The following is a 23,866-nucleotide window of genomic DNA, read 5'->3' on the forward strand; positions in this document are numbered from 1 at the left end:
GTGCTCCGAGTTGCAAGGTCAGCAGGCGCGCGTCAAAGCGTGCCGGCCTTGAAGTCGTTCCAGATCTGCAGGCGCCGCTCGAAATCTTCCGGCTTCTGCAGGATCACCAGCTTTTCCCAGAAGTCGCCGGCCTGCGAATCGGGAATGTTGGTGCGCTTGAGCGTCGCTTCGCTCACGCCGCCGGCCTTGGCTTCGGCAAGGTCGAGCACGCCATTATTGGTCGAGGCCTCAATGAATCGGGCCTGCCACTTGGTCGAGAGATTGTCGTTGATGAACTTGTAGACGATGTCGCGGTCGCCCTTCTTCGAAACGCCGGTGCAATCGATCCAGGTGGGCGTGCCCTCCTTAGGCAGCGAATAGGCGAAGTTCTTGCCCTTGTCCTGTAGCGAGGTGACGACCGCGATGTTCTGGCAGTAGCCGAGAAGCGCCTCGCCGGCGGCATAGATGGTGACGGCATCGTCGAAGCCGCGGGCAATGGTACGGATCTGGGGGCGCAGCGTGCGCAGCGCCTCCTCGCAGGCGGCGAAATCAGCGTCCGTGAGGTTGAACGGGTCCTTGGCGCCGACCGAGAGCGCGATCATCGGAAAGCAGATGGTGCAATCGTCGAAGATGTTGACCTTGCCGCGATATTTCTCGTCCCACAGCGCCCTCCAGCTGTCCGGGGCGGCCATCGCGTCGGCATTGTACATCAGCGGTTGGGTGCCCCAATTATAGGGCACGGCGACGACCTCGCCGCCCACATCGGTATATTTCTTCCAAGCGAGATTGGGGGTGATGTTCGCGATGTTCGGCACCTTGGCGGTGTCGAACGGCACGATCAGCCCCGCTTCCTTGAAGCGCGGCAGCGAGCCGGTCTCGATATACATCACATCCGGCTGCACGGCGCCGGAGAAAGGCTGCGAAAACAGCTCGTCGACCGAGCCGATAACCACCGGCTTCACCTCGACGCCATTGGCCGCGCTCCATTCCTGGCACCAGGCGGGATCGTGATAGGTTTCCCAGGTCAGCAGCACGATCGGCTCCTGCGCATAGGCCCGGCGCAGAACGCCGGGGGCGGCCAGCGTGGCGACGGCCGCGCCCATGCCCTTCATGACGTTGCGCCGCGACGGCGCCCACTCTCCAGTATGGAAGGTCATTTTTTTCCCCTGTGTTCGGCCTTTGCGGCCGACATCCGGTTCGGCAACTCTCGTGCCATCCGGATTTGTCCTAATCTTTGAAGATGATTCCAAATTTATGGTGGCTTTGAATAGCTGATACAAAGCTTAAAAGAGGCTATTTCGCCTATGTTGCCGGCTGATGGAGACGAAATACCACTCATTATTGCGACAGTGTCGCATCGCGACGCAACCGTGAGACAGGATCGCGCGAAGGCGGCGCTGTTTCAAGGATGAGCCGGCGGCTGTCGCAACAGCGCGACAGCCGCCAGCGACACGGCGGGGCGGCTCAGCTCACGATGCGGTAGCGCTGGAGCTTGCGGTACAGCGTGGCGCGGCTCAGCTGCAGCGCGGCGGCGGCGGCCTTCACATTACCGCCACAGCGCGCCAGTGTGGCGACGATGGCGTCGCGCTCGGCGCAGGCGATGGCGTGGCGAGCGCTGCCGGCCTCGGCGGTCCTGTCTTCGCCCGTCTCGCCTGGCACGACGGCGCCGGCCATGACGGCGCCGGGCGCCGGTGGGACCGGCGGCGCGGCCAGGCCCGCCGCCGGGACGGCCGGACGGATGGCGATGTCGGCGGGGCCCAGCACCGTGCCTTCGCAGAGATGGACGGCGCGGTTGAGTGCGTGGCGCAGCTCGCGCACATTGCCCGGCCAGTCATGCGCCATGAGCAGGGCGAGCGCTTCCGGCGACAGAGTGAGCCCGCGCCCGGCATCGAGGCTGGCCAGCACGTTTTCGATCAACGCCCGCCGGTCGCTGCGCGCGCGCAGGGCGGGAATGTCGATCACCGCGCCGGCGAGCCGGTAGTAAAGGTCCTGCCGGAACTGGCCGCGGGCGACCTGGGCTTCCAGGTTCTGGTTGGTGGCGGCGATCACCTGCAAATCGACCCGGCGCGGCTTGCCCGTGCCCAGCGGCGTGACCTCGCCGGATTCGAGCACATGCAGCAGCCTTGTCTGCTGGCTGACCGGCATGTCGCCGATCTCGTCGAGGAACAGCGTGCCGCCATCGGCCTCCACCAGCCGGCCCGCATTGCCCTCGCGCCGAGCGCCGGTGAAGGCGCCGCTGCCATAACCGAACAATTCGCTGTCGATCAGCGTGTCCGGCACGGAGGCGCAGTTGAAGGCGACGAAGGGCGCAGCCCGGCGCGGGCTTTCCTCATGGATGGCGCGGGCGAAGGCGTCCTTGCCGACACCGGTTTCGCCGAGCAGCAGGATCGGCAGCGAGCCACCGAGCACGCGCCGCACGAGGCGCACATTGGCCGCCATGCGGGCATCGCCGCCGGCGCAATCGTCAAGGGTGAGCACGCGCGGCGCCGCGCGGGGCGGCAGCGCCGCAGGGGCGGGCGCCGGGCGGGGGCGGGCCTCGGCGACCGGGGCGGCTCCGGCGAAACGGTGGCCGGCGCCAGCCGTCGGTGCCGGCGCTTCCAGCGGCCCGCTGAGCGAGACGGAGATGGCATCGCCACCCTTCTGCAGATGCAGCGTTAGCTCGGTGCCGCCGAGCCGGGACAGGTCGGCGAGGCGGTGGTCGCGCTCGAACACCGCCCACAGGCTGCGCACGCGGGCAAGCTGGATGCGGTCGCGCAGCATGTCGCGGGCGGCGTGGTTGAGCCCGACCAGCTGAAAGTCGCCGTCCACCGCGATCAGCCCGTGATCGACCGCGCCGATGGCGAACTTCAGAATGAAGCAGCGGCGGAAGGCCTGGCGGAACATGCGCTCGCCGATGCGGTCGGCGAGGCTGGAGGACAGGCCGAGCACCACTTTCAGCGTCTCGCGCTGCAATTCGGGATTGCGGATCGAGATGTTGATGGCGCCGATAAGCTCGGCATCCGGGCCGAACAAAGGCGCGCTGGCGCAGGAGAGCGCGGAGAATTCGTAGAAGAAATGGTCATTGGTGAGCACCCCCACCGGCCGGCGCTCGACCAGACAGGTGCCGATGGCATTGGTGCCGGCGGAAGGCTCGGCCCAGGCGGTGCCAGGCCGCTCGACCTCGCTGTAATAGTCGGGATGGTAATTGGCGCGCTCGGTGATGATGTAGCCATCGACATTGCCGAGGCTGATGGAGAAGCCGGACACCGAAACGGCGCCGAACAGGGCGTCGATTTCCGGGCGGGCATAGTGGATCAGTTCGTCATTGGCCTCGCATTGCCGCTTCAGCTCGGCATCGCTCACCGCCTCGATGCGGAACTTGGCGCCGGGATCGAAGCGGTAGCCATCCATGCAGCGCCGCCAGGAGGCGGCCATGGAATCGGCGGCGCGGGGCGCCTGGAAATCGCCGCTGGCAGGCGCAAGCTGGTTCGCACTCGACACGATGCGCGCGACATGGCTGCGCAAATCCAGCATCGCCGCCTCCGGTTCCGAGCCCCCGCCTGATAAGCCCTCGCTTAAATTGTGCGCAGCACAAAGTTTAATCGTCAACCCGCTTCCTCCTCACTCGGCGCGGAAACGAAGAAGGGCCGGCAGAGCCGGCCCTTCACTCAGGCGAAGAGCATGCGCAGGTGGTCGTTGAGGAAGACCCCGTCCGGGTCCATCTCCCGGCGCAGCCGCTTGAAGGCGTCGTATTTCGGGTAGAGCCGCTCCAGCCGCTCCGGCGTCATGAAATGGTGCTTGCCCCAGTGCGGGCGCCCGTCATAGCGATCGAGAATGGCATCGGCGTCGCGCAGCATGGCCCAGCTCGCCTCCTCGAGCGGGCCGGAAATGGACAGGGCATAGCCGTCGCGCTCCGCATAGGCGGAAAGATAGGTGTCGTCGCCCTTCACCGCCCGGCACTCGACGGGATAGACCGCCTCCGGATACTTCGTCTGGAACATGTGCCGCACTTCGGCGAAGCACTCCTCGAAGCGGCCGAAGGGTACGGCGTATTCGATCTCGCGGAAATTCGGCACGTAGTCATTGGGGTAGATGATGGAGGAATGGTCGAACTCCTCCCCCGGCCCCAGTTCCGGCGCCGGATCGGCCACCGGCACCGGGTTGTAGGTCCGCATGTGGCAGAAATCGAAGTCGCGCGTCGTCTTCGAAGGCACCGCGCCGCCCGGCAGCTCATAGAGATCGGCCGATTCCTTCCGCGGCAGCCAGAAGAACCAGAAGGTGCGGTTCGCCTCCAGCAGCGCATGCAGGTTACTGAGGCAGTCCTCGGTGTTGGTGTTCCAGGAGCGCTTGTGGATGTTGTAGGACGGCACCGCCTGGAGCGTCAGCGACACCACCAGCCCGAACATCCCGATGGAGGTGCGGAACGCCTTGAACAGCTCGCCATCGGCAGCGGTGAGGTCGCGCAGCTCGCCCTCCGCCGTGACAATGCGGGCGCCGATCAGCTGGGTCGACATGCAGGCCAGCGTCTTGCCGGCGCCATGGGTGCCAGTCATCAGCGCGCCGATCACCGCCTGACGGTCAATGTCGCCCTGGTTGTTAAGTGACATGCCCTGTTCGCGCAGATACTTGGTCAGCGCGCTGACGCGCAGGCCCGGGCGCACCGTGACCTGCAGCTTCTCCCGGTCGACCGAGACCACCTGATTGAAGGCGTCGAAGTCGATATGCACGCCCGGCGTCGGCACGATGGCCGGGTTGGAATGGCCGGCGCCGCTGGCGCGGACCGGCAAGCCGAGCCTGCGCGCCTCTCTGACGATGGCGCAGACTTCCTCCTCGCTGGTCGGACGGGCGGTGTAGCGCGGCACGAAATACTGCTCGCCAAACCAGTTCCACCAGAGTTTTCCGGGCTGCAGCAGCCCGGCCGTATCCGCGCTCGACATCTTCGTTCTCTCCAACGTTTCAGACGGCGATCGCCGGCAGATTCTCGCCGAGCGCCGCATTGACGATGGGCATCACGCGCCTGGCAAGCAGTTCCATCGAGCGGCGCATGGCCGGCTTGTCCTCCCATTCATGCGAGGTCATCATCAGCGTGCCAAACGGGCCGACCTCCTCGCGCAGGGCGAGGATCTTGCGCGCCACCGTCTCCGGGCTGCCGTAAATGACGAAATGATCGCGCACCATCTGCGGCGTGATGGTGGCGGGATCGGTGTCGCGGAAGGGGGCGAGCAGGCCCGCCGCGCCCATGCGCTGATACACCTGGAACATATAGTCATAGTACCAGTCATAGGCGCCGCCGGCCTTCTTAACCACGCGCTCGGCCTCCTCATCGGTGTCGGCGACATGGATTGAGCGGGCGACGCGCCATTTCGAGCCATCCGGCGTCTTGCCGAGCTTGGCGAGTTCGTCGCAATAGGTTTCCCAATGGGTCTTCACTACCCAGGAGGCGACGAAATTGGCTGAGATCGGCATAAAATCGTTGCGCGCAGCGACGCGCATCGAGCCGGAATAGGGGCTCGACACCGAGACCGCCAGCGGGGGGTGCGGCTTGGTCAGCGTCTTCGGCAGGATGCCGACGCCAAGGTCCGGCCAGTAGCTCTTGGAAAGCTTCACGTTCCAGAATTTGCCCTCGATGTCATAGGGCGGATCGGAGGCCCAGATCTTCTTCATGATGGCAATGGAATCGAGCATCATCGCATTACGGTCGGCATCCTCCATGCCGAACACCTCGAAATCCGAGCCGAGGCCGCCGGTGCCGATGCCCAGCAGCAGCCGGCCGGGCGCGAGATGGTCCAGCAGCGCGACATGCGAGGCCGCCATCACAGGGTGATAGAGCGGCAGCGGCAGCACGCCGGTGCCGAGCTTGATGCGCTTGGTCTGCGGCGCCATATGCGCCAGGAACATCAGCGGCGAGGAAATCTGCTCGATCTCCGCCGAATAATGCTCGCCGATCCACGCTTCCTCGAAGCCCAGCTCGTCCGCCAGCTTGAAGGCCTCGATATCCTCGGCCAGGGCGGTGGGATAATGCCTGTTGACCGAATGAAGCGGCATCATGAAGAAGGAAAGCAGCACGACGGTCTCCCTTGACTGCGACCGGCAACGTGCCGGCAAAGCACCCTTCGGCAAGGCCCGTGCCAGAGACTTAAACCTCTGATTTAGAACCACTCTTCACGATGAACCCGCCACCCCGGCGCCGGCCTGTCTCATTGCGGAGAAAGCCGGCGCGCGGCTGCGAATCCCCGCTCTCAGAACCGCGTGGCGGCGAAGGGGGCGAGATCGAAGGCGGGCGGGCGCCCGGCGACGAGGTCGGCCACCGCCATGCCGGTGCGGGCGGCGGAGGCGAGGCCGACATGGCCATGGCCGAAGGCATAGACCACCTCCGCGCAGGCGCTGGCCCGGCCAATGACGGGCAGCGAATCCGGCATGGAGGGGCGGAAGCCCATCCAGCGCGACACCCGCGCTTCCGGGTGGTGCGGGGCGAGCCCGGGAAACAGCCGCCGGCCGAGGGTGAGCAGATGCGCCGCCCGCTTCCAGTCCGGCGGCGCCTCCAGCCCGGCGAACTCCACCGTGCCGGCCATGCGCAGCCCGGTTTCCATCGGCGTCGAGACGAATTTGGCGCTGGCGTCGAGGATCGGCCGCGCCGGCAGCGTTTCGGGATCGGCGATCAGCACGTGATAGCCGCGCTCGGTGTCGAGCGGCACGTCATCGCCGAGGCCGGCGGCGAGCGGGCGGGAATGGGCGCCGCAGGCCACCACCGCCGCCTGGGCGGGAATGAGGCCGGCATCGGTTTCGATGCCCCTGAGCCGTCCGCCCTCCACGGCGAAGCCGAGCGCGCGGGCCTGTATGACGCGCCCGCCATCGCGCTGGAAGGCGTCGGCGACGGTCCGCACCAGCCGGTTGGGGTTGATCGTATGGCCGCATTGGCGGAACAGCGCGCCGATCGTGTAGTCGCGGGAGATCGCCGGCTCGAACGCCCACAGCTCCGGCCCGCGCAGCACCTCGTAGGGGATGTCGTTGGCGCGGCGCAGCTGGTAGCCCATCGCGTCGCCGGCGAAATCGGCTTCGCTGCGGTAGACGGCGAGGAAGCCCTCGCGCCGGATCAGCGCCTCATTGCCAGCATGGCGCACCAGCGGCAGCCAGGCGCTGTAGGAATCGTCAAGCAGGGGCTTCAGCGCCCTTGCCTGCGCTTCCACCCGCGCCCTGGTGCCAGCCTTGACGAAGCGGACGAGCCAGGGCGCCAGTGTGGGAAGATAGCGCCAGCGGATGGAAAGCGGGCCGAGCGGATCGAGCAGATATCCCGGCACCTTCATCAGCGTGCCGGGCATCGACATCGGCACCACCGAGGAGGGGGCGAGCACGCCGGCATTGCCGAAGGAGGCGCCCTCGCCGATGCCGCCGCGCTCGACCAGCACCACGTCGTGCCCCTCGCGCAGGAGGAAGCTGGCGGTGGCGACGCCGACCGCGCCGCCGCCGATGACGGCAACGGTGCGTGCGCTGCCGGGCTTCAGGTAAGATGTCATGGTTCAGGCCGCCTTGATGAACCGGCGCGGCATTCGCCGGGGGTGATGAAGCGCGCGCGGAAGCCGCCGGGAAGCGGCCTGCGACGCGCGCTGACATCTACGCCGAGCCACGCAATGGAAAACGGATACGATACCGATTAGATAAAAGCTTGATCGATCCAAGTATAGATGAAAAATAAACTTCGATTTTTTCTCACAGCTGAGACAGCAACGTCTCAGGCGTGAGACGTGGGGTCGCGCGGCGGATGGCGGCCGGCAGGGGGCGTCGAGCGCCAGCGAGAGGCGGGACCGGGGTGGGAGCTCCCCTCGCTGGCGCCGCCGTCGGAGAGGCGCTAGCGACGCCACCGACAGCCCGGATGGCACCCGTCTCGGGCGCGCATCACGGGTATACGGCTACGGGTCGCTGGTGGTTCACAGCGCGGCGGTGGCCATCATCTCCACGCGGTTGGCACCCTCCCCGGCGAGGCGGGATTCCACCGTGGCGCGCGCCGGGGCGTTGGCGGCATCGACCCAGCCGTCCCACACCGCGTTCATCGCATCGAAATCGCCGATGTCGTGCAGCCAGATGGTGACGCGCAGCAGCCGGCTGCGGTCGGTGCCGGCATCGGCGAGAAGCGCGTCAATCTGCGCAAGCACGTCGGCGGTCTGGGCGGCGACATCGGGCGTCTTCTCCCGGGCGACGACACCGGCGAGATAGACCGTGCCGGCATGCACGACGGCACGCGCGAGCCGGCCAGTGGAGGAAAGGCGCTGGATGGAGTGATCGGACTTCATGGCAACCCTGAAGCTGGACGAAGAGAAAGGACGCGTCGGCGCGCCCGGCCCGCCCAGCGCAATGGCCGTGCCAGACGCGCGATCGCCGCGCGTGCAAGGTTTTGCCGGAAGCATGCGGCGCGCCGGGATACGGGATGAGACACGGGCTGTGAGACCGGCGCGCGGCTGCGACACCGGGTGAGACACGGCCCCGCCCTGCGTCGCCGTCCGGGGCCTCGTCGCCATGCCCCTTGCTCGCGGCGGCCGGGCGGGCGATGACACGCCGGGGCACGGGCGCGCTGGCACGCATCGTGCCCAAGGCCCGCCGCAGTGGCGGCCTTTCGGCCGGACGGGGTGTTGGGAAGACGCATGAGTGAGTTGTCGGTCGCGGCTGAACGGCGTGCGCTGTTCGCCTCGCGCGTGGCCGTGAGTGCCATTTTCTTCGTCGGCGGCTGCGGGCTGACGCTGTGGGCGACCTATATCCCCATCCTCAAGGCCCGCGCCGGGCTCGACGACGCGCAGATCGGGCTGGTGCTGATGTGCGTCTCGCTGGGCTGCCTGTGCGGCATGCCGGCGGCGGGATTCCTGCGCCCGCGGCTTGGCCCGCTGCGCGCCGGGGCGCTGGCCGGCCTCGCCTTCGCCGCCGCAAGCTTCGGCCCGGCGCTCGGCGTCACCCTGCCGCTGCTGGCGCTGGCGGCGGCGGTGTTCGGCCTGTGCTTCGGCTTTCTCGATGTGTGCATGAACTCGCATGTCTCGGCGCTGGAGCGCGAACTCGGGCGGCCGATCATGTCCTCGGCGCATGCCTTCTTCAGCCTTGGCACCGTCGCCGGGGCGCTGGCCGGCGGCACGCTGATCGGCTTCGGCTTCGCTCCCCCGCTCGGGATGGGCCTGGCCAGCGCGGGGCTGGTGCTGCTGGCGCTGGCGGCGATGCCCTGGCTCTGGCTACCGGAGCACCATGTGCGCGAGGCGGCCGACACCTCGGTGTTCCGCCTGCCCAACCGCACCATGGCGGGGATCGGCGTGCTGACCGTGCTGGCCTTCGTCATCGAGCTGGCGCTGATCGACTGGGGCGCGCTCTATCTGGTGCAGGCGATGGGCGCCGCCCCGGCGCTGGCGGCGTCGGGCGTCGCCGCCTTCTCGGTCGCGATGACCACCGGCCGGCTGCTGGGCGACCGCGCCACCCGCGCGCTGGGAGCGGTGACGACGATCCAGATTTCCGCCGCCATCGCCTTTGCCGGCGTGGCGCTGATCGTCTTCGCCCCGACCACGCTGGCGACGCTGCCGGGCTTCGCCATTGCCGGGCTCGGCATCGCCAATCTGGTGCCGATCCTGTTCTCGCTGAGCGGGCGCATGCCCGGCATTCCGCCCAATGCCGGCATCGCCATGACGGTGACGATCGCCTATGGCGGCGGGCTGTTCGGCCCGCCGCTGATCGGCTTCGTCGCCCATGCGCTGGATCTGCGCGCCGCCTTCATGATGCTGACCGTCGGCGCGCTGGTGATCGTCGTGGCGGTGCGCGCGGTCATTCCGCGTGCCGTGCGCCATTGAAGGCAGAACGGGCCTAGGCCAGCTTCATCACCACGGATTTGGTCTCCAGATAGGCGTCGAGGTGCTCGGTGCCGGATTCGCGGCCATAGCCGCTCGCCTTGTAGCCGCCGAAGGGCACCACCGGGTCGAGCCCCCCATAAGTGTTGACCCAGACCGTGCCGGCGCGGATCGCCTTCGCCATGCGGTGGGCGGTGGAGAGGTTGGTCGTCCACACCCCGCCACCGAGGCCGAAGGGCGTGTCATTGGCGATGGCGGCCGCCTCTTCCGGCGTGTCGAAGGGGATGGCGGCGGCGACCGGGCCGAAGATTTCCTCCTGGGCGATCCGCATGGCGTTGCTGACGCCGGACAGCACGGTCGGCTCGAAGAAATAGCCGTTCTTCAGCGCGCCCTCGGTGAGGCGCCGGCCGCCCGCCGCTGCGGTGACGCCCTCACTGATGCCGATCTCCATATAGGAGGTGATGCGCTCCAGCTGCCGGGCATTGACGATCGGGCCTATCTGCGTCGCCGGATCGAGGCCATTGCCGACCTTGAGCGCGCGGGCATAGGCGGAAACGCGGGCGACGAATTCCTCATAGATCGGGCGCTCGACCAGCAGCCTTGTGCCGGCGACGCAGATCTGCCCGCTATTGGCGAACACGCCCATGGCGGCCCCGGCGACGGCGGCCTCCATGTCGCAATCGGCGAAGATGATGTCGGGCGACTTGCCGCCCAGTTCAAGCGTCACCCGTTTGAGATTGGTCTTCGAGGCCTCGACGATCTTGCGGCCGGTGAGGTCCGAGCCAGTGAAGGCGACCTTGTCGACATCGCTGTGCCGGGCGAGCGCGTCGCCGGCGGTCGGACCGAAGCCGGGCACGATGTTGACGACGCCGGCCGGCACGCCGGCTTCCAGCAGCAATTGCCCGAGCCGCAGCGCAGTGAGCGGGGAGTCCTCGGCAGGCTTGAGCACCATGGTGCAGCCGGTGGCGAGCACAGGGCCCATCTTCCAGAGGGTCGAGGTCAGCGGCGCGTTCCACGGCGTGATGGCGCCGACCACGCCGACCGGCTCCTTCAGCGTGTAGGTGAACACCTCGCCGGGCAGGGAATTGGGCAGGGTGCCGCCCGCAATGACGGTGCACATGCCGGCATAGAACCGCGGCAGGCCGATCGCGCGCTGGCGGCGGGCCTGCATGGCGGAGATCGGCGCGCCCATATCAAGCACGTCGATCAGCGCCAGCGTGTCGAAGTGCTTCTCCACCAGATCAGCGAAGCGCAGCAGGCACTGCTGGCGCTGGAACGGGGTGAAACGGCTCCACGGCCCGGTGAAGGCGCGGCGCGCGGCGGCCACGGCCAGGTCGATATCGACGACGTCGCCCTCGGCGACCTCTGCCAGCACCTCGCCGGTGGCGGGGTTGAAGGTCTTGAAGGTCTTGCCCGAGAGCGCCGGGACGAACTGGCCGTCGATCAGCAGCCCCTTCGGCAGGGGAGCGATGATGTCGGCAATGGGGTTCACGGTGAGGGTCATGTCAGGGCTTTCGGCAACGATCAGGGATGCGGGCGATGCCGCAAGGCCCGTGCCAGCGGTGGTCGGCGGCGCGGGCGGGGGCCGCGCGGGCGGGTGCCGGCGGGGAAGGCATTGGCGTCACTGGGTTTTGGTAGCGCTGGAAGGCAGTTCACGCGGCCGGCATGGCGCGGCGCACCCGTCTCAGAACAGCGACATCTGTCGCAGCACGGCGCCTGACGGGCGGGCGGCGGACGGGGATTTTGCCGGCAAAGTCAGGACAAACGGGCAGCCGCGCGGCTGGCACGCGGCTTGCGGTTGCCTCCACGATGCGGCCAAGGCGCGCCGCGAGGTGGAGTTCGCCATGATCGACCCGACAGATTTCAAACAGGGCATGCGGCGCCTCGCCGCCGGCGTGTCCGTTATCACCACCATGGAGAACGGGCAGCCGCACGGCTTTGTCGCGACCTCCGTCACCTCGGTGGCGGTCGATCCGACGCCAACGCTGCTGGTCTGCGTCAATCGCAACGTGTCCTGCCACGACGTGATCGGCGCTTCGCGCAGTTTCTGCGTCAACCTGCTGGCCGAGCCGGATCTGGAGCTCGCCAAGGTGTTCGCCTCCTCGGCGCACCGGCATCTGCGGTTCAGCACCCATGAATGGCGGGCGCTTGCCACTGGGGCACCGGCGCTGATGGGCGCGCTGGCGAGCTTCGACTGCGAACTGGCGGAAACGGTGAGCGTCCACAGCCACAGCATCTTTCTCGGCCGGGTGGTCGCGCTCCATCTGCCGGAGGGGCCGCTGCACCCGCTGATCTATGCCGGCGGGCAGTTCGACACGTTGGGCTCGCGTGCCCGGACGCTGTAGCGCGGGCACGACGGGCTGGCGCGCCCGGACGCTTTAGGCGCTGCGGCGTCCACAGGCTGTGCCGGGCGCAAGATGGCGCATGGCGAAGGGCGGCAACGTTGCATACAATGCGCTGTCCGCCGCCCTTTTTCTCGCCACCCTTTCCCCAGCCGTTTGCCAAGGGTCTTGCCGATGCCGCGCGATCTCACCTTCACCCTTGACGCGCTGCGGGCTGCCTATGCTGGGGGGCTGCGGCCGGAAGCGGTGGTGGAGGAGGCGTTCGCCCGGCTCGACGCGCTCAATGATCCCGGCATCTTCCTGCATCAGGCGCGCGCCGGGGCGCTGGCCGAGGCGCGCGCGCTCGGCAGCCCGGACGGGCGCCCGCTCTGGGGCATTCCCTATGCGGTGAAGGACAATATCGACGTCGCCGGCATGCCGACCACGGCGGCCTGCCCCGGCTTCGTCCATCTCGCCGGGGCGGATGCCTTCGTGGTGGCGCGGCTGCGGGCTCTGGGCGCGATCTGCCTCGGCAAGACCAATCTCGACCAGTTCGCCACCGGGCTGGTGGGGGTGCGCACGCCCTATCCGGTGCCGCGCAACGCGATCGACCCGGCGCTGGTGCCGGGCGGCTCCTCCTCCGGCTCGGCGGTGGCGGTGGCGCGCGGGCTGGTGGCGTTCAGCCTCGGCACCGATACGGCCGGCTCGGGCCGGGTGCCGGCGGCGTTCAACGACATTGTCGGGCTGAAGCCGAGCCTCGGGGCGCTGTCCTCGGCCGGCATGGTGCCGGCCTGCCGCACGCTCGACACCGTCTCGCTCTTCGCCCAGAGCGTCGCCGAGGCGTGGGAGCTGTTCGCGCTCACCGCCGGCTTCGATGCCGCCGATCCCTGGTCGCGCCGGATGCCTGCTCCGCCCACTCCGCGCCTCGCGCCGCTGCCGCTGCCGGCGGCGACAGTGGCGGTGCCGGACGAGGCCAGCCTGCGCACCTTCGGCGACACCGCGCAGGCGAGCCATTTCCGCGCCACGGTGGAACGGCTGCACGCAAGCGGGGCGCGCATTCGCGAGATCGACCTCGCCCCCTTCTACGCCGTGGCCGAGCTGCTCTATGCCGGCCCCTGGGTCGCCGAGCGGGTGGCGGCGGTGGGCGCGCGGCTGACCGAGGCGCCGGAGACGCTGCACGCCACGACGCGGGCGATCCTCGCGCCGGGGCTGAAATTCTCCGCCGTCGACGCCTTCAAGGGGCTCTACCGGCTGGAGGAGCTGCGGCGCAGCTGCGCGCAGGCGCTGCAGGGGGCGAATCTCCTCTGCGTGCCGACCATCCCCTGCTTCGTCACGCTGGAGGAGGTGGCGGCCGACCCGTTCGGGCCGAACAGCCGGCTCGGTACCTACACCAATTTCGTCAACCTGCTGGATATGTGCGGCATCGCCGTGCCGACCGGGCCGCGCCCGGACGGGCGCCCCGGCAGCCTCACCGTGCTGGCTCGCAGGGGCGAGGACGCGCGTGCCGCCGCGCTGGCGCTGTGGGTCGAGCGCGGAGGGGCCGCCGCGTCCGCCGCCGTCGGGCCGACGGAAAGCGAGATCGCCGAAGACGAGATCGCGGAAAGCGAAATCGCGGCTGTGGAGATCGCGGAAGACGAGATCGCCCTTGCGGTCTGCGGCGCCCACATGTCCGGCCTGCCGCTCAATGGCGAGCTGACCTCGCGCGGCGGGCGCTTTCTGCGCGCCGGCCATACCGGCCCGAACTATCGGCTGCACGCCCTCGACGGCGGACCGCCGGCCCGGCCGGGGCTGGTGCGCGTCTCCGAGGGGCGCGGCGGGCCGATCGCGGTGGAGATCTGGGCGCTGCCGCGCACGGCTTTCGGCGATTTCCTCGCCGGCATCCCCTCCCCGCTCACCATCGGCACGGTGGAGTTGGAGAACGGCAGCACGGTGAAAGGCTTCCTGTGCGAGCCGCACGGCCTGCGCGGCGGGCGCGACATCACCGCGCTGGGCGGCTGGCGGGCGGCGCTGGCCGAGGGTTAGGCGCCGCTAGCCCTTGGCGCTAGCCCTTTGCGCCCTGCCCGCGCGCATAGACATCCTCGTAGCGGATGATGTCGTCCTCGCCGAGATAGGTGCCGGTCTGCACCTCGATCAGCACCATTGGCACCTTGCCGGGGTTCTCCATCCGGTGAACGGCGCCGAGCGGGATATAGACCGACTGGTTCTCGGTCAGCAGCCGCGGCTCGCCATCAATGGTGACGCGCGCCGTGCCCGAGACCACGATCCAGTGCTCGGAGCGGTGGTAATGGCTCTGCAGCGACAGCGCCGCGCCGGGGTGGACGACGATGCGCTTGACCTGGAAGCGCTCGCCCAGCGCCAGCGTCTCGAACCAGCCCCAGGGCCGGTGGTCCCTCGGGAAATGCTCGGCCTGCCGGGCGCCGCGCGCCTTCAGCGCGGTCACGGCCTGCTTCACCTCCTGCGAGCGCGAGCGATCGGCCACCAGCACCGCGTCCGGCATGGCGACGACCAGCATGTTGGTGAGGCCGATGCCGACCAGCTCCAGCCCCTCCGCCTCCGAGCGCAGCAGCGAATCGGCGCAGTCGATGGCGGTGACGGGGCCATGGGCGACGACATTGGCGCCGTCCGCCACGCCCTCGCGCATCACCGAGGCCCAGTCGCCCAGATCCGACCAGTCGCCGGCGAAGGGCACCACGTCGAGATTGTCCGAGCGCTCCATGATGGCGTAGTCGATGGAGATATCCTGCGCCCGCTGCCACGGCTCCGGGGCGAGACGCAGGAAATCGAGGTCGCTGGCCGCCTCCTCCACCGCCTGCCGCACCGGGGCGAGCATATCGGGCGCATGCGCCGCGAAGGCCTTCAGCGCGGTCTCGACCGAGAACAGGAAGATGCCGGCGTTCCAGAGATAATGCCCGTCCGCCAGCATGGCACTCGCGCGCTCGGCGTCCGGCTTCTCGACGAAGCGGCGCAGCGGCACCGGGGCAAGGGCCTCGCCCTCCGGCGCATGGGAAAGCTCCAGCCAGCCATAGCCGGTTTCCGGCCGGGTCGGGCGGATGCCGAAGGTGACGATGCGCCCGGCCTGCGCGGCGGGCAGGCCGGCGCGCACCGCGGCGGAAAACGCCGCGCTGTCGGGCACCACCTGGTCGGAGGGCATCACGAGGAGCAGCGCGTCGGGATCGCGCGCCGCCAGATAATGCACGGCGGCGAGAATGGCGGGAGCGGTGTTGCGGGCGCTGGGCTCGATCAGCACCGCGCCGGGCGCAATGCCGGCCTCGCCGAGCTGCTCGGTGACGATGAAGCGGAAATCGGCATTGGTGACGATGAGCGGCGGGCACACATCCGGGCCGGACAGGCGCCGGGCCGCCGCCTGGAACAGCGTCTCGCCCTCGCCCAGCTTGACGAACTGCTTGGGAAAGCTCTTGCGGGAGAGCGGCCACAGGCGCGTGCCCGAGCCGCCGCAGAGAAGAACGGGATAGAGATGTGCCATGAAGCCTTGAAGGTCGCGGTGAGCCGTTCGGGGTCGCGGTGAGCCGTGCCCGCGCGGGAAGTGTGGGCGGCGCGCGGGCGAAAGGCAAGACAGATCAAAAAGCAAGACAGATCAATCGTCTTGATCTCGCGCCGCGAAATCCGTATCGCCGAGGGCGGCGCGCCGGGGTCCCGCCTGCGCCGACGCACGGAAAGGCCCGGCCATGCTCACCTGCTTCAAGGCCTATGACATTCGCGGACGGCTCGGCGCGGAGCTGAACGAGGCGATCGCCCGCCGCATCGGCCGGGCCTTCGTCGAAGGGCTGGGGGCGAAAAGGGTGGTGATCGGCCGCGACTGCCGCGCCTCCTCGGAAGCGCTGGCGGCGGCCTGCATCGAGGGGCTGGTGGCCGGCGGGGTCGAGGTGCTCGATCTCGGCCTGTGCGGCACCGAGGAAATGTACGCCGCCGTGACCGACCTCAACGCCGATGGCGGCATCGAGGTGACGGCCTCGCACAACCCGATGGACTATAACGGCATGAAGCTGGTGCGCGCCGGCTCCGCCCCGCTCGACACCGCGACCGGGCTGGCGGCGATCCAGGCGCTGGCGGAAGGCCCCGACCTGCCTGATGTGCCCGGCGGCCACGTCCGGCCGGCGGAAGGCGCCCGCGCCGCCTATGTCCAGCGTGTGCTTTCCTTCGTCGACACCGGCGCGCTGCGCCCGCTGACCCTGCTCGTCAATGCCGGCAATGGCGCGGCAGGGCCGACCTTCGATGCGCTGTCGCAAGCGCTTGCGGCGCGCGGGGCGCCGCTCAGCTTCGTGCGGCTGCACCATGAACCGGACGGGCGCTTTCCCCACGGCATCCCCAACCCGCTCCTGCCGGAGAACCAGCCGGTGACATCCGAGGCGGTGGTGGCGGCCGGCGCCGATATGGGCGTCGCCTGGGACGGCGATTTCGACCGCTGCTTCCTGTTCGACGAGACCGGGCGGTTCATTCCCGGCGAGTACATTGTCGGCCTGCTGGCGCAGGTGTTTCTCGCCAAGGAGACCGGCGCCACCATCGTCCACGACCCGCGCGTGATCTGGAACACGCAGGACCAGGTGGCCCGCGCCGGCGGGCGGGCGGTGCAGGCGCGCACCGGCCACGCCTTCCTCAAGCAGGCGCTGCGCGACACCGGTGCGGTCTATGGCGGGGAAATGTCGGCGCACCACTATTTCCGCGACTTCATGTGCTGCGATTCCGGCATGATCCCCTGGCTCCTGGTGGCCGAACTGATGGGGCGCAGCGGGCAGACGCTCAGCGCGCTGGTGTCGGCCCGCATGGCGGCCTTCCCCTCCTCCGGCGAGATCAATTTCCGGCTGAAGGACCCCGCCGCCGCGGTGGCGCGGGTGGAGGCGGCGTTTGCCGGGCTGAACCCGGCACGCGACGAGACCGACGGGCTGTCGCTCGACTTCGGCGACTGGCGGCTCAATCTGCGCCGCTCCAACACCGAGCCGCTGCTGCGGCTGAATGTCGAGGCCAGGGGCGCGCCGGAAACGGTGGCGCGGCGGGTCGAGGAGATCACCGCCCTGATCGAAGGCGGCTGACGCTCAACCCGGCGGCAACGCCGCCACCACATGGTCCGGCCAGGGGTTGCGCCCCTCGCGCAGGAAGGTGAGCGTGTCGCGCCAGAAGCCGTCCGCATGGCTGTCGTGGAACAGGCTGAAATGGCCGATCGCCGCGCGGCCATAATCGGCGGGGGCGAGGCGGACCAGCGTGCGCCGGGCGCCGGTGTAATAGGCCAGCGTGCGGGTGAGCGCCGGCACCGTGCCGAGCGGATCGTCGCTCATCGCCACGGCGAGGATTTCGGCCCGCACGGCCGCCATGCGCGCACGCGCCGCCGCGCGCTCGGCCCGGGGATGGCTGGCTTCGAAGCGGGGGCCGCGAAAGCTCCATTCATGGGCGACGCCGGCGGGCAGATCCTCCAGCCAGCCGAGCCGCTTGCCGGGGAAATAGCCGAAAAGCGCGGTGAGAGCCGGCATGGCGACATGCCATTTCAGAAACAGGCCGGCGCGCTGGCGCGGGGCATAGTCGCGCCACCACGCATATTGCGCGCCCATGGTCAGCATGCGGGTGATGGCGGCGCCGCTCGGCGCGAGGCCCGGCAGGAAGCCGCCGATGGAATGGCCGACGACCATGAGCGGCGCGGCGGACTGCGCCGCCAGGAAGCCCAGCGCCGCGTCGACATCGCGCTCGCCCCAGTCGCGCCAGCGATAAGGTGAGCCGCGCAGGCGGGCGGGGCGGGACAGGCCGATGCCGCGATAGTCGAAGGTCAGCACATCGAAGCCATGGCCGGCGAGGAAGCGGGCGTAGCGGTGGTAATAGCGCGCGGCCACGCCGGTGGCGGGGTTGATGACCACCGCGCCGTGGATCTGGCCCGCCGTCGTCGCCGGCCAGACATGGCCGCCAAGTTCAACGCCATCCCGGCAGGCGATGCTCACCGCGCGCGGCGTGCCAAAGCCCATGCTCCTGCCTCCCGTCACCCCCCGACATCGGACCGACGGTCGAAAGCCGCCCCCGCATTTTTGGTAAGTATAGCTGCCCTGAGGCTGCGGAAGGCAACAGCGATGAAGGGCGCCGGCAGCCCTCAAAATGCGTTCGGCCCGGTCAGGGGACCGGGCCGACAGGCTTGAAGGGCGGTGCCGTGCTCAGCCGGCGGAGCGCATATTGGCTTCCACCTGCTCGCGGATCGCGGCGGCGCCGTTCCGGGCGGCGAAGCTCTCGGTCATGTTGCGGCCCTCGACGACGGTCTGGGCGGAGGCGGGCGCCGGGCGGGTGGCAGCCGCTTCGGCCGAGACCGCGCCGAGCACGAGCGAGGTGGACAGGACGGCCAGGGTGAGGATCTTGTTCATGGCGGTTCTCCTGATTTCCGGCCCGCGGGATGCGGCGCCGATGACCAGGAGGTTAGGCGGGGGTCCGGCGCGCCGGTATCACGCCTGCGCTTAGCCGGATAATCCATGGATGTGGGCGACCCCATCCCTTGGGATGATCGCGCACACCGCCTCAGCGAAACAGCAGCGCCAGCCGGCGCCGGAGATCGCGCGCGGTGCGGCGCAGGCCGGCCTTGAGCCGGTCCAGCCGCAGCGCCGCCACCACCCGGTCGCGCAGCGTGGCGAGGGTGAGGATCACCCAGGCCATCCAGGGCAGGGTCATCAGCTTGGCCCGGCCGGCGGAATAGATGCGCTCGATGATGACAAAGCTGAGGAGATAGGCGATGAGGAACAGCACCGTGCCGGCCTTGGGCCAGCCGCCGGCGATCCACACCAGCGCGACGAATTTCAGCGGCTCGATCGTGGCGTAGGGAACGGCCAGCAGCACAAGAATGGTCCAGACCGAGCGGGCGGCGACCCAGCGCTCGAAGGCGTGCATGATCTTCAGCGCCGCGAGGCGGGCGATCAGCGGGCGGTAGAGCGGGCGCACCAGCTCGTCGAGCAGGATCAGCGGCGCGCAGATCAGCCGAAACAGGAAGCCGAGCGCGACCCGCACCGGGCGCTCGCGGAAGCGGGCGCGGCGGCGCGGGTGCGAACGGGGCCCCTCGCCGCCAGGCGGAGAGGCAGCCGGAACGAGAGGCGCGGGGGGCGGAGCGGGTTCCATCCTCACCTTATCGGCGCGAAGCCGCGCCATGGCTAGAGCACGCCCTGGCTGTCGCCGGCGCGAGGGTGCGAGCAAAGGCGGAGGACGGGCGCTACAGGTCGAGATCGAACCGGATCCGCGCCCGGCCGCGCAGCTGGCCGCCAATGCCCTTGGCCCGCATCTCGGTGAGAATGTCCGGCGCGTGGTGTTCCTCGCCGATCGCGTGCAGCAGCGTTTCCAGCTCATGCAGGTGATATTGCGAGCGATAGACCAGATCGCGCTTCATCAGCGGCGCGCCAAGGAAACGGCGGTAGAGAAAGCCGCCCGTATGGATCTGCGAGCGGGCCATGACGGCGTCCAGCAGCTGAGCGACCAGAGGCTCCTGCCGCAGCCTCGCGCCCCGCAGCGCCGGCCGCAGGTCGATCGGCAGATAGGGCGCGAGGTCGCGCAGTTCCGCCGGATCGAGGCCATTGAGCGCCTCGCGCAGCCGCGCCGGGGTGAACAGCACCTCGACCGAGCGCGCCTGGCGGATCATGCAGCGCGAGCTGCGCACCTCGCCCTTGTTGATCGCCCACCGGCGGACATTGACCGGCAGGTAGCGCTGCCAGAAGCGCTGGTAGGCCGGCTGCTCCAGCACATGGCGCGAGATCGAATAGCAGAAGGACTGGATGTGGTGGTGATGGTCCCAGTTCTCATAGGTCGCGCAGATATCGGACGGCGAGGTGGCGAGCCTCCGGAACATCTCGACGAGGCCGGCGCGGAGATAATAGACGCTGTCGTTCAGGACCAACAGCCGCTCGGGCGGACGCCCGGCGAAGGACAGGATGGCGTCGCGGTAGCCCCCCATGTCGAAGCCGGCATTGTTCCGCAGCATCAGCCGGTCCACCCAGGGGGTGAGCTCCGCCAGCCGCGCCTCGCTCAACGGATGGTTGACCACCAGCGTGACGTTGATGCCGGCCTGCGCCAACGCCTCCAGCGCGTTCGTCACATACCAGGGGGTCTGGTGCGGCTGCCAGATGAGGAAGACCGCGTGCACATTGCCGGGATGGTGCAGCTGGCCCGCAAGCTCCACCGGGACGGCCTCGCGGCGCAGCAGCCGGTCAAGGCGCGCCCGCAGGATCGGCAATCGGTAGCTGACGAGACGGACATAGGCCCTGCGGTAGTGCTTCTTGATATTCATCGATCGCTCGCCGTAAGCCGCCCCTGCCCGGCGACAGCGTCTGCTCAGGCGCCGGCATCACCGGAGCCCCATGGCATCCCCCTTACCATATGGAAGGCGTCGCGCCGATCCCACCGCCGGGCGGGCCCGCAGGCGAGGAGCGCCCCCCGCCTCAGGCGGCCCGGTGGGCGACCTCCAGCGCCCGCAGGCTGCCGGTGGGGGCAACCTCTTCCGGCGTCGCGCACAGGCCGCGCCGGGCGAGCCAGCGCCCGAGCGCCGGCTCGGCGGTCAGCACCGCGAAGGGCACGGCGCCCATCAGGCCAACCAGCACCGGCAGCGCCCAGGGAAGAGTCCCCGGCGCGAAGGCGGTGAGCAGGCCGGCGAGAGCGCCGCCGAACAGGAATTGCGGCCACAGCCCGGCCAGGGCGGTGCGCCAGGACAGGCGCTGGGCATCGCGCGACTGCGCCTCCCAGGTCACGGTGCGGCCGAACAGGAGGCCGACCATGAACAGGGCGATGCGGAAGGCCACCACCGGGCCCAGCAGCACCGAGAAGACGAATTCCGACAGCGCCCCGCCGACCAGCCGGCCGGTGCCGCCATAGCGCCGGCGCTCGCCTTTTCGCAGCAGCACGTCGAGAAAGCCGGCGACCTTCGGCGCCAGGCTCATCGCGAACATGGTGGCGAACAGAGTGAGGCCGAGCGCGGCGGGAAACGGGCCGTCGGCCCGCTCGGTATCGAACACCTTGAGCGCGGCGAGGGCGATGAAGGCCATCCAGGCGACCGCGCCGACATACATCAGCATCGCCCAGGCGATCTGGAACCGGCTCATCGGCCGGAGCCCCGGCAGGGCGATCAGCCGCCAATACTGCATGTTGCCCTGGCACCAGCGCAGGTCGCGGCGGGTGAATTCGGTCAGATGCGGCGGGTTCTCCTCGAAGCTGTCCATCTCCTCCGGCAGCACCCGCACCTCATAGCCGGCGCGGCGCATCAGCACCGCCTCGATCTGGTCGTGCGAGAGGATGTGGCCGGAGAGCGGGCCGGTGCCGGACAGGACGGGCAGGTGGCAATGCGCCTTGAACGGGGCGACGCGGATGACGGCATTGTGCCCCCAATAGGGCCCACAATCGCCCGCCCACCAGGACGCGCCCATCGTGTAGGAGCGCATGCCGTGGCGCATGCCGAACTGGAAGATGCGGGCAAAGGGCGAGGGCGAGGGCAGGCCGACGACGAGGCTCTGCAGGATGCCGAGGCGCGGATTGGCCTGCATGATGCGGATGAGGCGCAGCGTGGCGGAGGCGCCGAGGAAGCTGTCGGCATCGAGCACCAGCATCAGCTCATAGCCATCGCCCCAGCGGTCGAGAAAGTCGCGGATATTGCCGGCCTTGAACCCTGAGTTCTCGTTGCGGCGGCGGTAGTGAAGCGCCGCGTCCTCGCCAAGCTCGGCCTGCCAAGCGGCGAACAGCGCCTCTTCAGTGGCGGCGATGGCGGGTTGGGTGGTGTCGGAGAGCACGAACCATGCGAAATTTGCGCCGGCGCCGCTGGCGGCGATCTCGCTTTGCATGGCGCGCAGCCGGGCGAAGGCGCGGGCGGGGTCCTCATTGCGCAGCGTCATCACCATGGCGACGCGCGAGGTGATCGCCGCGTCATCCGCGGCCCGCCCGGCATAGGGATAGACCGAGCGCCGGGCATCGCCCGGACCGTGCAGCAGCCACAGGCCGATCACCGCGTTCCAGAAGCCGAGAATGGTCCAGGGGGTGGAGAGGCAAAAGGCCAGCAGCAGGAACCCGTCCAGCACGGTGAAGCCGCCATGGCCGAGCAGATGGGCGAACAGGGCGACGAGCCCGGCATAGGTCGCGCCGATCAGGGTGAAGACCAGCGCCCGCCGGCGGAATAGCTGCCGCAGCGACTGCACGCCGGTCGGCGTCCGGTACTCCGCCCGTTCGGCGGGAATGAAACGCCCTTCGGCGACCTTCTCATCCAGACTCATGCGGTCCTCTGTTCGACCAACCGAACTGCCCCTGCGGCACTTCGCTGAGCTTGTACGCAGCCCGGGGCGGACGGTTCACGCGGTTTTGGGGATCTAACCGGACCGTGATGCTGTTATGCACGCGAATACGGCAGGGGAGTGCCCTTTGGTGATGGTCGGAAAGTCTGAGACAGCCGGGCAGCTCTGGTGCGTGGCGCCGGGGCGCTACGAACTGCGCCGCGCCCCGCTCGACCCGGCCGGCGACGACACGTTGACCGTGCGCGCCCTCGCCTCGGCGGTGAGCCGGGGCACGGAGCGTCTGGTGCTGGAGGGCGCGGTGCCGGCGAGCGAGCACCAGCGCATGCGCGCGCCGTTGCAGAACGGCGATTTCCCCTTTCCGGTCCATTATGGCTACCAGAGCGTTGGCGTGGTGGAACAAGGCCCGCCGGAATGGCTGGGCCGCACCATCTTCGCGCTCCACCCGCATCAGGACCTCTATCGCCTGCCGGTCGCGGCGGCGATGGCGGTGCCGGACGGGCTGCCGCCGGAGCGGGCCACGCTGGCGGCGAATATGGAAACCGCGCTCAACGCGCTGTGGGATTCCGGCGCCGGGCCGGGGGACCGCATCACCATTGTCGGCGGCGGGGTGATCGGCCTGCTGCTGACCGCGCTCGCCGCCAAGCTTCCCGGCGCCGAGGTGACGCTGGTGGACGTGAACCCCGCGCGGGCCGCGCTGGCACAAGACTTCGGCGCCGCTTTCGCCCGACCCGATGCGATCTCCGATGATGCCGACCTCGTGTTCCACACCAGCGCCAGCGCCGCCGGGCTGACCACTGCGCTGGCGGCGGCGGCGTTCGAGGCGAAAGTGGTCGAGGTGAGCTGGTATGGCGGGCACGCGCCCACCGTGCCGCTGGGGGAAAGTTTTCACAGCCGGCGGCTGCAACTGATCGGCTCGCAGGTGGGTTCCGTATCTGCATCGCGTCGGCCACGCTGGCCGCATGCGCGCCGGCTGGCCAAGGCCCTCGCCCTGCTCGACGATGCGCGGCTCGACCAGCTGGTCACGCATGTCGTCGCGTTCGACGAGGCGCCCGAAAGACTGCCGGCCCTGCTGACCGAGGGCGAGGACGCGCTGGCGATCCTGCTCGATTACCGATGAGGAATTCCATGTACTCTGTCGAAGTCCGCGACCGCATCATGATCGCCCACTCGCTGCCCGACCGGTTCTTCGGCCCGGCGCAGGGGCTGCACGGCGCCACCTTCGTGGTCGATGTCGCCTTCTTCCGCGAGGCGCTGACGGCGCAAAACGTCGTGGTCGATATCGGCGCCGCGCTCGACGTGCTGAAGCAGACGCTGGCGCCGCTCGCCTACCAGAATCTCGACACGCTGCCGGACTTCGCCGGAAAACTCACCACCACGGAGTTTCTCGCCCGGCACATTTTCGACGCGATGGCCGCCGCCGCCAAGGCCGGTGCGCTGGGCGCGGAAGGGCATGGGCTGTCGAAGATCCGCGTCACCCTGCACGAGACCGACCTCGCCCGCGCCAGCTTCGAATCCGGCCTCAGTTGAGGCGCCCGGC

At 69.2% G+C, this 23,866-nt stretch carries 19 protein-coding genes; 6 read left to right on the forward strand and 13 right to left on the reverse strand.

Translation table 11 applies throughout. The annotated features are described in order from the left end of the window. Positions 1-32 precede the first annotated feature (32 nt). The 6 genes from BLO63_RS17515 to BLO63_RS17540 all read right to left on the reverse strand — a co-directional run bounded on the left by BLO63_RS17515 (position 33) and on the right by BLO63_RS17540 (position 8,246). Complete coding sequence (locus tag BLO63_RS17515) at positions 33-1,136, reverse strand: ABC transporter substrate-binding protein (RefSeq protein ID WP_091443262.1); 1,104 nt, start codon at positions 1,134-1,136, stop codon at positions 33-35. Between the two features lie 307 nt (positions 1,137-1,443). Continuing rightward, the gene (locus BLO63_RS17520; protein ID WP_091443265.1) at positions 1,444-3,492 is read right to left on the reverse strand and encodes a sigma-54-dependent Fis family transcriptional regulator; all 2,049 of its coding nucleotides are present in this window, start codon (positions 3,490-3,492) and stop codon (positions 1,444-1,446) included. Positions 3,493-3,626: 134 nt separating this feature from the next. Then, a complete protein-coding gene (locus BLO63_RS17525; RefSeq protein WP_091443267.1) occupies positions 3,627-4,895 on the reverse strand; it encodes a D-arabinono-1,4-lactone oxidase in 1,269 nt (422 codons plus the stop codon). Positions 4,896-4,914: 19 nt separating this feature from the next. Continuing rightward, on the reverse strand, positions 4,915-6,024 hold the full coding sequence (locus BLO63_RS17530; protein WP_091443270.1) for an LLM class flavin-dependent oxidoreductase: 1,110 nt from the start codon (positions 6,022-6,024) through the stop codon (positions 4,915-4,917). A 173-nt stretch (positions 6,025-6,197) separates the two neighbouring features. Further along, positions 6,198-7,472, reverse strand: a complete 1,275-nt coding sequence (locus BLO63_RS17535; RefSeq protein ID WP_091443273.1) for an NAD(P)/FAD-dependent oxidoreductase — start codon at positions 7,470-7,472, stop codon at positions 6,198-6,200. A 411-nt stretch (positions 7,473-7,883) separates the two neighbouring features. Then, positions 7,884-8,246 carry a RidA family protein gene (locus BLO63_RS17540; protein ID WP_091443275.1) on the reverse strand — a complete coding sequence of 121 codons (363 nt, stop codon included), beginning with the start codon at positions 8,244-8,246 and terminating at the stop codon, positions 7,884-7,886. Positions 8,247-8,594: 348 nt separating this feature from the next. Here BLO63_RS17540 and BLO63_RS17545 point away from each other — a divergent pair, with 348 nt between their 5' ends. Then, positions 8,595-9,773 (forward strand): MFS transporter, encoded by a 1,179-nt coding sequence (locus BLO63_RS17545; RefSeq protein ID WP_091443277.1) that lies wholly within the window; start codon positions 8,595-8,597, stop codon positions 9,771-9,773. 13 nt (positions 9,774-9,786) lie between these two features. On the opposite strand, the gene BLO63_RS17550 is transcribed toward BLO63_RS17545, so the two are convergent. Further along, positions 9,787-11,274: an aldehyde dehydrogenase family protein gene (locus BLO63_RS17550; RefSeq protein WP_091443280.1), complete on the reverse strand. Its 1,488-nt coding sequence runs from the start codon at positions 11,272-11,274 to the stop codon at positions 9,787-9,789. 340 nt (positions 11,275-11,614) lie between these two features. On the opposite strand from BLO63_RS17550, the gene BLO63_RS17555 reads away from it, so the two are divergent. Both BLO63_RS17555 and atzF read left to right on the forward strand, forming a co-directional pair. Next, positions 11,615-12,115, forward strand: coding sequence for a flavin reductase family protein (locus tag BLO63_RS17555; RefSeq protein WP_091443283.1), 501 nt, complete (start codon positions 11,615-11,617; stop codon positions 12,113-12,115). A gap of 171 nt (positions 12,116-12,286) precedes the next feature. Next, positions 12,287-14,113 carry an allophanate hydrolase gene (atzF, locus tag BLO63_RS17560; RefSeq protein WP_091443285.1) on the forward strand — a complete coding sequence of 609 codons (1,827 nt, stop codon included), beginning with the start codon at positions 12,287-12,289 and terminating at the stop codon, positions 14,111-14,113. Between the two features lie 19 nt (positions 14,114-14,132). On the opposite strand, the gene BLO63_RS17565 is transcribed toward atzF, so the two are convergent. Further along, a complete protein-coding gene (locus BLO63_RS17565) occupies positions 14,133-15,575 on the reverse strand; it encodes a mannose-1-phosphate guanylyltransferase/mannose-6-phosphate isomerase (RefSeq protein ID WP_091443287.1) in 1,443 nt (480 codons plus the stop codon). 202 nt (positions 15,576-15,777) lie between these two features. Between BLO63_RS17565 and BLO63_RS17570 the strand changes: the two genes are divergently transcribed. Next, positions 15,778-17,139: a phosphohexomutase domain-containing protein gene (locus tag BLO63_RS17570; protein ID WP_091443289.1), complete on the forward strand. Its 1,362-nt coding sequence runs from the start codon at positions 15,778-15,780 to the stop codon at positions 17,137-17,139. Between the two features lie 3 nt (positions 17,140-17,142). Here BLO63_RS17570 and BLO63_RS17575 read toward each other — a convergent pair whose 3' ends face one another. From BLO63_RS17575 to mdoH, 5 genes are all read right to left on the reverse strand, one after another. Then, positions 17,143-18,057, reverse strand: a complete 915-nt coding sequence (locus BLO63_RS17575) for an alpha/beta hydrolase family protein (protein WP_091443292.1) — start codon at positions 18,055-18,057, stop codon at positions 17,143-17,145. Between the two features lie 183 nt (positions 18,058-18,240). Beyond that, positions 18,241-18,444 carry a hypothetical protein gene (locus BLO63_RS17580; protein WP_091443294.1) on the reverse strand — a complete coding sequence of 68 codons (204 nt, stop codon included), beginning with the start codon at positions 18,442-18,444 and terminating at the stop codon, positions 18,241-18,243. A 151-nt stretch (positions 18,445-18,595) separates the two neighbouring features. Further along, complete coding sequence (locus BLO63_RS17585; protein WP_244517942.1) at positions 18,596-19,078, reverse strand: hypothetical protein; 483 nt, start codon at positions 19,076-19,078, stop codon at positions 18,596-18,598. A 199-nt stretch (positions 19,079-19,277) separates the two neighbouring features. Continuing rightward, entirely contained in the window at positions 19,278-20,345 is a 1,068-nt protein-coding gene (locus tag BLO63_RS17590; protein ID WP_091443298.1) for a rhamnan synthesis F family protein, read from the reverse strand. Between the two features lie 151 nt (positions 20,346-20,496). Beyond that, positions 20,497-22,311: a glucans biosynthesis glucosyltransferase MdoH gene (gene mdoH / locus BLO63_RS17595; protein WP_091443300.1), complete on the reverse strand. Its 1,815-nt coding sequence runs from the start codon at positions 22,309-22,311 to the stop codon at positions 20,497-20,499. Positions 22,312-22,462: 151 nt separating this feature from the next. On the opposite strand from mdoH, the gene BLO63_RS17600 reads away from it, so the two are divergent. Together BLO63_RS17600 and BLO63_RS17605 are read left to right on the forward strand one after the other, a co-directional pair. After that, positions 22,463-23,446, forward strand: a complete 984-nt coding sequence (locus BLO63_RS17600) for a zinc-dependent alcohol dehydrogenase (RefSeq protein ID WP_091443579.1) — start codon at positions 22,463-22,465, stop codon at positions 23,444-23,446. A gap of 8 nt (positions 23,447-23,454) precedes the next feature. Continuing rightward, complete coding sequence (locus BLO63_RS17605; RefSeq protein WP_091443302.1) at positions 23,455-23,856, forward strand: 6-pyruvoyl trahydropterin synthase family protein; 402 nt, start codon at positions 23,455-23,457, stop codon at positions 23,854-23,856. The last annotated feature ends 10 nt before the right edge of the window (positions 23,857-23,866 follow it).

The organism is Ancylobacter rudongensis, assembly GCF_900100155.1.
Classification (GTDB): domain Bacteria; phylum Pseudomonadota; class Alphaproteobacteria; order Rhizobiales; family Xanthobacteraceae; genus Ancylobacter; species Ancylobacter rudongensis.

What these genes read in the sequence shown, in the direction of transcription:
- atzF (WP_091443285.1), top strand. Translation starts at nt 12,287, where the DNA reads ATGCCGCGCGATCTCACCTTCACCCTTGACGCGCTGCGGGCTGCCTAT.
- BLO63_RS17535 (WP_091443273.1), bottom strand. Translation starts at nt 7,472, where the DNA reads ATGACATCTTACCTGAAGCCCGGCAGCGCACGCACCGTTGCCGTCATC.
- BLO63_RS17590 (WP_091443298.1), bottom strand. Translation starts at nt 20,345, where the DNA reads ATGAATATCAAGAAGCACTACCGCAGGGCCTATGTCCGTCTCGTCAGC.
- BLO63_RS17555 (WP_091443283.1), top strand. Translation starts at nt 11,615, where the DNA reads ATGATCGACCCGACAGATTTCAAACAGGGCATGCGGCGCCTCGCCGCC.
- BLO63_RS17600 (WP_091443579.1), top strand. Translation starts at nt 22,463, where the DNA reads ATGGTCGGAAAGTCTGAGACAGCCGGGCAGCTCTGGTGCGTGGCGCCG.
- BLO63_RS17545 (WP_091443277.1), top strand. Translation starts at nt 8,595, where the DNA reads ATGAGTGAGTTGTCGGTCGCGGCTGAACGGCGTGCGCTGTTCGCCTCG.
- BLO63_RS17565 (WP_091443287.1), bottom strand. Translation starts at nt 15,575, where the DNA reads ATGGCACATCTCTATCCCGTTCTTCTCTGCGGCGGCTCGGGCACGCGC.
- BLO63_RS17540 (WP_091443275.1), bottom strand. Translation starts at nt 8,246, where the DNA reads ATGAAGTCCGATCACTCCATCCAGCGCCTTTCCTCCACTGGCCGGCTC.
- BLO63_RS17520 (WP_091443265.1), bottom strand. Translation starts at nt 3,492, where the DNA reads ATGCTGGATTTGCGCAGCCATGTCGCGCGCATCGTGTCGAGTGCGAAC.
- BLO63_RS17580 (WP_091443294.1), bottom strand. Translation starts at nt 18,444, where the DNA reads ATGAACAAGATCCTCACCCTGGCCGTCCTGTCCACCTCGCTCGTGCTC.
- BLO63_RS17570 (WP_091443289.1), top strand. Translation starts at nt 15,778, where the DNA reads ATGCTCACCTGCTTCAAGGCCTATGACATTCGCGGACGGCTCGGCGCG.
- BLO63_RS17515 (WP_091443262.1), bottom strand. Translation starts at nt 1,136, where the DNA reads ATGACCTTCCATACTGGAGAGTGGGCGCCGTCGCGGCGCAACGTCATG.
- BLO63_RS17525 (WP_091443267.1), bottom strand. Translation starts at nt 4,895, where the DNA reads ATGTCGAGCGCGGATACGGCCGGGCTGCTGCAGCCCGGAAAACTCTGG.
- BLO63_RS17605 (WP_091443302.1), top strand. Translation starts at nt 23,455, where the DNA reads ATGTACTCTGTCGAAGTCCGCGACCGCATCATGATCGCCCACTCGCTG.
- mdoH (WP_091443300.1), bottom strand. Translation starts at nt 22,311, where the DNA reads ATGAGTCTGGATGAGAAGGTCGCCGAAGGGCGTTTCATTCCCGCCGAA.
- BLO63_RS17575 (WP_091443292.1), bottom strand. Translation starts at nt 18,057, where the DNA reads ATGGGCTTTGGCACGCCGCGCGCGGTGAGCATCGCCTGCCGGGATGGC.
- BLO63_RS17550 (WP_091443280.1), bottom strand. Translation starts at nt 11,274, where the DNA reads ATGACCCTCACCGTGAACCCCATTGCCGACATCATCGCTCCCCTGCCG.